The organism is Pontiella sp. (assembly GCF_041622395.1).
Taxonomy (GTDB): Bacteria; Verrucomicrobiota; Kiritimatiellia; order Kiritimatiellales; family Pontiellaceae; genus Pontiella.
In genome coordinates this window covers 1-6,371 of the sequence record NZ_JBFJYW010000234.1, presented here as the reverse complement: position 1 = coordinate 6,371, position 6,371 = coordinate 1, and the positions used below count along the sequence as shown (strand labels likewise).

Here is a 6,371-nt window from a genome sequence, read left to right as displayed (position 1 = left end):
TAGAGCGGAAGGATTCGTGGAACGACGGTGGGTAAATTGTTGGCGGCCGTGGCCAACAACCCCGTTCGCCGGCAATCCAATCTCTTAATGCTTGTGCTGTTCGCCGAAGTAGTTGTGTTCGAGCTCGTGGATGAGTTCCTTGAGCTTTTCGACGTTCTTGAGGTCGGTGGTCTGCTTGGCCTTCATGGAGTAGACGATCAGCTGGTGGAGGACCTTGAGGTTTTCCTCGTAGTGGTCCATCTCGGGCTTGATGCGCTGCGCCAGGAAATAGTAGGTGGCGATTTCGGTCAGTTGGTCCGCATGCTCTTCCTTGTTCATGACCCAGCGGACGGTCTGGTTCTGGTTTTGCCCGGCTTCGATCTCCTTCATCGATTTCTCGATGGTCGTGACGTGCTCCTCCATCAGATGGATGCGCATCTGGTCGTCGTAGATGCCGCAGGGGATCTGGCAGTGCGCCCAAACGGTGGCGGCGGTGGCGGTAACGAACAGGACCGCGATGGTCCAATATTTGGCGGTGTTTGTTCTCATCGGTGTGCTCCTTGTGTTGGGTTATCGTTGCAACGTGTTGAAAATGCGGTCGCCGGCGTCGCCGAGGCCTGGGACAATGTATGCATTTTCATTGAGGCGTTCGTCAATCGCGCAGGCGAAAATATCGACGTCCGGGTGGGTCTTCGAAAGTTTTTCGATGCCCTCGGGGGCGGCGATGACGCAAAGCATCGAGACGTGCTCGACGCCCCATCGCTTAACCATTTCTACGCCTTCGCAGGCGGAGCCGCCCGTGGCGAGCATGGGGTCGAGCACCAGCGCCAGCTCGGGCGGATGCTCGGAAAACTTTTGGTAGTATTCGACGGGTTTGAGGGTCGATTCGTCGCGGTAGAAGCCCAGGTGCCAAACTTCGGCCTGCGGGATCAATTCCTGCACGGCCCCCGACATTCCGAGGCCCGCGCGCAAAATCGGCACCAGGCCAATGCGGGCGCCGAGCACCTTGCACTTGGCCGTGGTCAGCGGGGTTTCGACCTCGATCGGCTGCAAGGGGAGTTTGGCGGTCGCCTCGTAGGTCAGCAGCAGCGTCAGGCGCCGGACCAGATCGCGGAAGATGTGCGGCGGCGTGTGCTTGTCGCGCAACGATGCCATGTGGTGCTTGACCAGCGGATGTTTGAGTTCAATAACCTGTCCCATTGTTTTATTTCTCCTATTTCGCGTATTCCACGCAGCGCGTTTCGCGGATGACCGTTACCCGCACGGTGCCCGGTATCTTGACTTCCTTGCCGATCTGCTTGGCAATGTTCTTTGCCAGCAGCGAGGTGCCGTGGTCGTTGAATTTCTTGGGCTCGACCATGATCCGGATTTCGCGTCCGGCCTGGACGGCATAGCTGCTCTTGACCCCGGCATATTGGTTGGCGATCTTTTCGATCTGTTCGAGCCGCTGGATGTAGAGGTCGGTCGTCTCCATGCGGGCGCCGGGGCGCGCCGCGGTCAGGGCATCGGCGGCGTCGCACAGGACGGCGTAGATGCTCTCGCGTTCCATCTCCTCGTGGTGCGAGCCGACGGCGTTGTAGACGATCCGGTCTTCTCCGTATTTGCGCAGCAGGTTGGCGCCGATCACGGCATGGCCGCCCTCGGCCTCGTGGTCCATCGCCTTGCCGATGTCGTGGAAGATGCCGACGCGTTTGGCGAGCTTGGAGTCGAGCCCCATCTCGCCCGCCATCAGGGCCATGATGTGGGCGGTTTCAATGGAGTGGTCGAGCACGTTTTGCTTGTAGCTGGTGCGGAATTTGAGTTTGCCCAGCATATGGACGAGCTCGGGGGCGACGCCGGTCAAGCCCAACCCGAACAGGGCGTCTTCGCCGGCATGGCGGATGGTTTCGTCGATCTCCTGCCGGACTTTGGCCACGGTCTCCTCGATGCGCGCCGGATGGATCCGCCCGTCTTCGATCAGGCGCTGGAGCGCCACGCGGGCCACCTCGCGCCGGATCGGGTCGTAGGAGGAGAGCACCACCACTTCCGGGGTTTCGTCGATCAGGACGTTGACGCCGGTTTCGGATTCGAACGATTTGATGTTCCGCCCTTCCTTACCGATGATGCGCCCCTTGATGTCGTCGCTTTCGAGCGAGACGGAGCTGGTGGTGAGGTCGCAGACGGTTTCGGCCGCATAGCGCTGGATGGCCGTGGCGATGATTTCGCGCGCGGCCTTCTTGGCGTCCTCCTTGGCGGATTTCTGGATGTGGCGCACCAGGCCGTTGGCTTCGGCCTGAAGCTCGTCCTCCATCCGCTTCATGATGATTTTCCGCGCTTCATCCTTCGATAGGACGGCGGCCTTCTCGACCAGTCGCGTCTCTTCGTCGATCATCCGGGCCAGTTCGCGCTGCTGCATGGAAAGCTTTTCTTTTTGATCGCTGATCTCGCTCATGCGTCCGGTCAGCTGAACTTCCTTGGTGTTGAGCATATCGAGCTTGCTGGAGAGGTTTTTCTCGCGTTCGACCACGCGTTTTTCCAGGTCGAGGATGTCCTTTCGTTGGGCGGCCAGGTCGCGCTCCGAGTTTTCGCGGGCGCGCAGAATGGCGTCCTTGGCCTGGACCTTGGCCTCGCGGCGGATGACGGCGGCCTCTTTCTGGGCCTCGGTCAGGATGGCTTTCGATTGCTTGCTGGCGGCAATGGCATTGGTTTTGGTGAGATAGGCGTGGAAAAAGAAGCCCAATACCAGAAACCCGATGCTGAGTATGAATTCGTAGCCGCTATAGTCTAAAGGTTCCATGGTTCACCTCCGTTTCATGTTGGAACGCGCCCCATGGAAAACCCGATGCATTGGTTCCGCATCATACGGGCAGTCACGATCCCCTAATTTTCAATCGCGCAATCTATACTCTGGCACGGGGGTTTGTCTAACGTTCGTTTGGAACTTCGGCGGTTTGGGTCTCCGTTACCAGAAAATCGACGGGAAGGTCGTGGGGGGCGCATGGAACATGGTCCACGATCTGGAAATCGAAGGCGACGGCGGCCGTAACGCCCGGGAAGCCGTCCAGCAGGCGGTCGTAGTAGCCGCCGCCGCGGCCGAGCCGGTTGCCGCGGCGGTCGAACGCGACCCCCGGAACCACCATGAAGTCGATTTCCGCGAGGGCGATGGGGGCCGGGGCCACGGGTTCGGGAATGCCGTAGTTTCCCGTCTCGAAGCGCGTGTTTGCGGTGATGGCCGCCATCTCGTAAAGTTTCGTCGACGGGTTGAAAACCGGGATCGCGGTGGTTTTGCCTTGTTGCCGGCAGGTGGCAAAAAGCGGGTCGAGGCGCACCTCCCCGCCGATCGCCATGTAGAGCGCGACCGTTTTGGCGGATTGGAAGGCCGGGAGCGATTGGAGGTTTTCAACCACTGCGGCGCTGGCGGAATCGATCCAGCCGGCATCCAGCGCCTGGCGCTTGGATGCCATCTCCCTGCGTAACTCAGCTTTGGTCTTCATGTTTGGGTTTCCTCAGCGAATTCCAGTATTCGATGCGCTTGCGGATGGTCTCTTCGTAGCCGTTGGCGGTCGGGGCGTAGTAGACCTTTTCGGTCGGGACATATTCCTGGTCGACGAAGTGGCCGTCGCCATTGTGCGCGTATTGATATTTCACGTCGCCCTTGTCGGGTTTGGGGCCGCTTTGCAAGTGCTTCGGGACGGGCAGCGTGCGGCCGTTCTCGACGTCGTGGAGCGCCTGGTTGACGGCGAGGTAGGCGGCGTTGCTCTTGGGGGCGCAGGCGAGATAAGTCGTGGCCTGCGAAAGCGCGATGCGCGCCTCCGGCATGCCGATGAACTCGACGGCCTGCATCGTCGAAACCGCCAGCGTGAGGCCGCGCGGGTCGGCGTTGCCGATGTCCTCCGAGGCGAGGATGATCAGCCGGCGGGCGATGAAGCGCGGGTCTTCGCCGGCATAGAGCATCTTGGCCAGCCAGTAGACCGCCGCGTTCGGGTCGGAACCGCGCACGCTTTTGATGAAGGCCGAGATGGTGTCGTAGTGCTCGTCCTCGTCGTGGTCGTAGTTGACCGCCTTCTTCTGGACCGATTCTTCGATCTCGTAGCGGGTCAGGTGCACCATGCCCGCGTCGTCGGGCGGGGTGGTGAGCGCCGCAATCTCCAGCGCGTTGAGCGCGCGGCGGGCATCGCCCTCGCAAACGGCGGCCAGATGGCCGAGCGCCTCGTCGTCGGCGGTGACGAGCCCGTTGAGCCCGGTCGGCGCGTCGAGCGCCCGTTTGAGCACCCGCGTGATCGATTCTTCGGAAAGCGGCTGGAGCTGGAAAATCTGCGAGCGCGAGTTGAGCGGCGTGTTGATGAAGAAAAAGGGGTTGTGGGTGGTGGCGCCGATCATGATGATGTCGCCGTTTTCCACGTAGGGCAGCAAGACGTCCTGCTGCGACTTGTTGAAGCGGTGGATTTCGTCGATGAACAGGATGGTGTCCTGCCCGTTCATCTTTTTCCAATGGCTGGCGCCCTCAAGAATCTTGCGCAGGATGGCGACGTTGGCCAGTACGCCGCTGGTGCGCTCGAAGCGGCGGTCGGTGGTTTTGGCAATTACCTCGGCCAGCGTGGTTTTGCCGCAGCCGGGCGGACCGTAGAGGATGACGCTGCTGATGCGGTCGGCCTCGATGGCGCGGCGCAGCAACTTGCCGTCGCCCAGGATGTGTTCCTGGCCGATGATTTCGTCGAGCGCCTTCGGGCGCATGCGCGCCGCCAGCGGGGCGGTGCCCGCCCCGGCCTTCGCCTTGGGCTTTTCTGAGGGTTCGCGGAAGAGATCCATCCGTGGAAGATAGCAGGATTCCGAACGGTGAATAAACGCAAATTTCGATGAGAATGGTGCGGTCTGCAACGGGAGGCCATATGGCCCGCGGCTAATTGCTTCGCGATGCGCCTTGGCATAAAAAAAACCAGGGAACGGAGGCCGTTTCCTGGTTTTTCGATCGAATTGCGGTGCGATTAGATGATGATATCGTTCTTGCCGCCGCGGAGTTCGTCGGGGGTGATGATTTTGTTGGCCTGTTCCTGCTGCATGCGGACCATGTCTTCCTGGAGCTGCTTGACGGCGGCGTTGATGGCCTCCGGGAACTTTTCGACGGCTTCGGCCAGGTTGGTGGCTTCGATCTCGCCGGAGATCGGCAGGGCGCCGCCGGGGGTCATGATGTTGGTGGTGGCCGAATATGTTGCGGTGCGCATTTCGTCTTCGCTGCCGTCGAGCTTGATCGGGGTCATTTTGCGGATGTTGCCGACTTTGAGGTCGGTGAAGTTCTCCTCTTTCCAGAGGTTCGCGCCGTCGATCTTGATGTTTTCGAGTCCGGTTTCTGCTGACATGGGAGTTTCCTTTTCGTGACGAGTGAGTCGTGAAACGTGATTGATTTCAAGCCTGACGGATCACGTTACAGTGAAGCTGGTGCGCCCAACAGGAGTCGAACCTGTATCTATGGCTTCGGAGGCCACTATTCTATCCATTGAACTATGGGCGCACGAAAGGGCGGATTTATAGGGATCTTGCGGCGAGGCCGCAATAAAAATCTGAAGATGTTTGTTGAGATTGGTTTTGTTTCTGCTGCGGAGAAGTGAGGTGTTTGAAGAAAAATGAAAGAATTTTCTTGCGGCCATGACGCTACAGATGTAGTGATGTTGCTACAGTATGAGTGGAGGTTGTTATGGGCAGGGAGCTTTCAAAGGCCGAATGGGTTGTCATGAATCTATGTTGGGAAAAGGGCAAAAGTACGGCTCGGCAGATTTATGAAGCGATTGGGGCGGATCGAGAATGGGAATACCAGACCGTGAAAACGATGTTGGATCGTATTGTGAAAAAGGGCTACCTGAAGCGAGAAAAGCTGGGTCCGCTTTGCCTCTATAAGCCCTGCGTCAGACAGAAGAGGGTGGTTTCCGATGCGATTGACTCATTCTTCTCCACTGTGATGGATGATGGGTTGGCTCCGCTGTTTGCTCATTTGGCCGAGAGCCGGAAGCTGGACAAGGAAGAGATTGAATCACTGAAAAAGCTGATTGATGAGCATAAGGGGGAATAATCATGAGCACGGGATATAGTTTGGCAGAGCGACTGGGGAGCCTTTTGTGGGATTTGAACTGGCAGTTGACGGTTCTTGTTTTGGCGGTCTGGTTGGTTTCGCTCTGTTGCAAGCGCCTTTCAGCCGGATTCCGCTATCTGCTGTGGTGCGTGGTTTTGCTTCGGCTTTGTTTTCCGGTCAATCTGCAACTGCCTATTGGGATGAGCGGTCATGTTGAACAGGTGGCGGAAGTTTCTGTTACCAATGTTTTTAAAGAGCCCGTTGATCCGGTGGAAACGACGCCTGAGCCGGTTGTTCGGCAAGTTGTGGAAAAGGTTGGGGCGAAGCCGGTCGTAACCGCTCCGGTTGC

Annotated in this window: 8 protein-coding genes and 1 tRNA gene; 2 read left to right on the top strand and 7 right to left on the bottom strand. The window is 58.9% G+C overall.

Annotated features, from left to right (window positions below; translation table 11 throughout):
* Positions 1-84: 84 nt before the first annotated feature.
* The 7 genes from ABYO54_RS12845 to ABYO54_RS12815 all read right to left on the bottom strand — a co-directional run bounded on the left by ABYO54_RS12845 (position 85) and on the right by ABYO54_RS12815 (position 5,467).
* A complete protein-coding gene (locus ABYO54_RS12845; RefSeq protein ID WP_372808649.1) occupies positions 85-528 on the bottom strand; it encodes a superoxide dismutase [Ni] in 444 nt (147 codons plus the stop codon).
* A 21-nt stretch (positions 529-549) separates the two neighbouring features.
* Positions 550-1,179 (bottom strand): uracil phosphoribosyltransferase, encoded by a 630-nt coding sequence (gene upp / locus ABYO54_RS12840; RefSeq protein ID WP_372808648.1) that lies wholly within the window; start codon positions 1,177-1,179, stop codon positions 550-552.
* A 13-nt stretch (positions 1,180-1,192) separates the two neighbouring features.
* Positions 1,193-2,755 (bottom strand): ribonuclease Y, encoded by a 1,563-nt coding sequence (rny, locus tag ABYO54_RS12835; protein WP_372808647.1) that lies wholly within the window; start codon positions 2,753-2,755, stop codon positions 1,193-1,195.
* Positions 2,756-2,882: 127 nt separating this feature from the next.
* Positions 2,883-3,452, bottom strand: coding sequence for a 5-formyltetrahydrofolate cyclo-ligase (locus tag ABYO54_RS12830; protein WP_372808646.1), 570 nt, complete (start codon positions 3,450-3,452; stop codon positions 2,883-2,885).
* Positions 3,436-4,767 carry a replication-associated recombination protein A gene (locus tag ABYO54_RS12825; RefSeq protein WP_372808645.1) on the bottom strand — a complete coding sequence of 444 codons (1,332 nt, stop codon included), beginning with the start codon at positions 4,765-4,767 and terminating at the stop codon, positions 3,436-3,438. Before ABYO54_RS12825 ends, ABYO54_RS12830 begins: the two co-directional genes overlap by 17 nt.
* A gap of 176 nt (positions 4,768-4,943) precedes the next feature.
* Positions 4,944-5,315, bottom strand: coding sequence for a hypothetical protein (locus ABYO54_RS12820; RefSeq protein WP_372808644.1), 372 nt, complete (start codon positions 5,313-5,315; stop codon positions 4,944-4,946).
* Between the two features lie 77 nt (positions 5,316-5,392).
* A tRNA-Arg gene (locus ABYO54_RS12815) sits at positions 5,393-5,467 on the bottom strand.
* Between the two features lie 183 nt (positions 5,468-5,650).
* Between ABYO54_RS12815 and ABYO54_RS12810 the strand changes: the two genes are divergently transcribed.
* Both ABYO54_RS12810 and ABYO54_RS12805 read left to right on the top strand, forming a co-directional pair.
* Entirely contained in the window at positions 5,651-6,022 is a 372-nt protein-coding gene (locus tag ABYO54_RS12810; RefSeq protein ID WP_372808643.1) for a BlaI/MecI/CopY family transcriptional regulator, read from the top strand.
* Between the two features lie 2 nt (positions 6,023-6,024).
* On the top strand, positions 6,025-6,371 hold a 347-nt coding region (locus tag ABYO54_RS12805), incomplete at its 3' end, for a hypothetical protein (protein ID WP_372808642.1).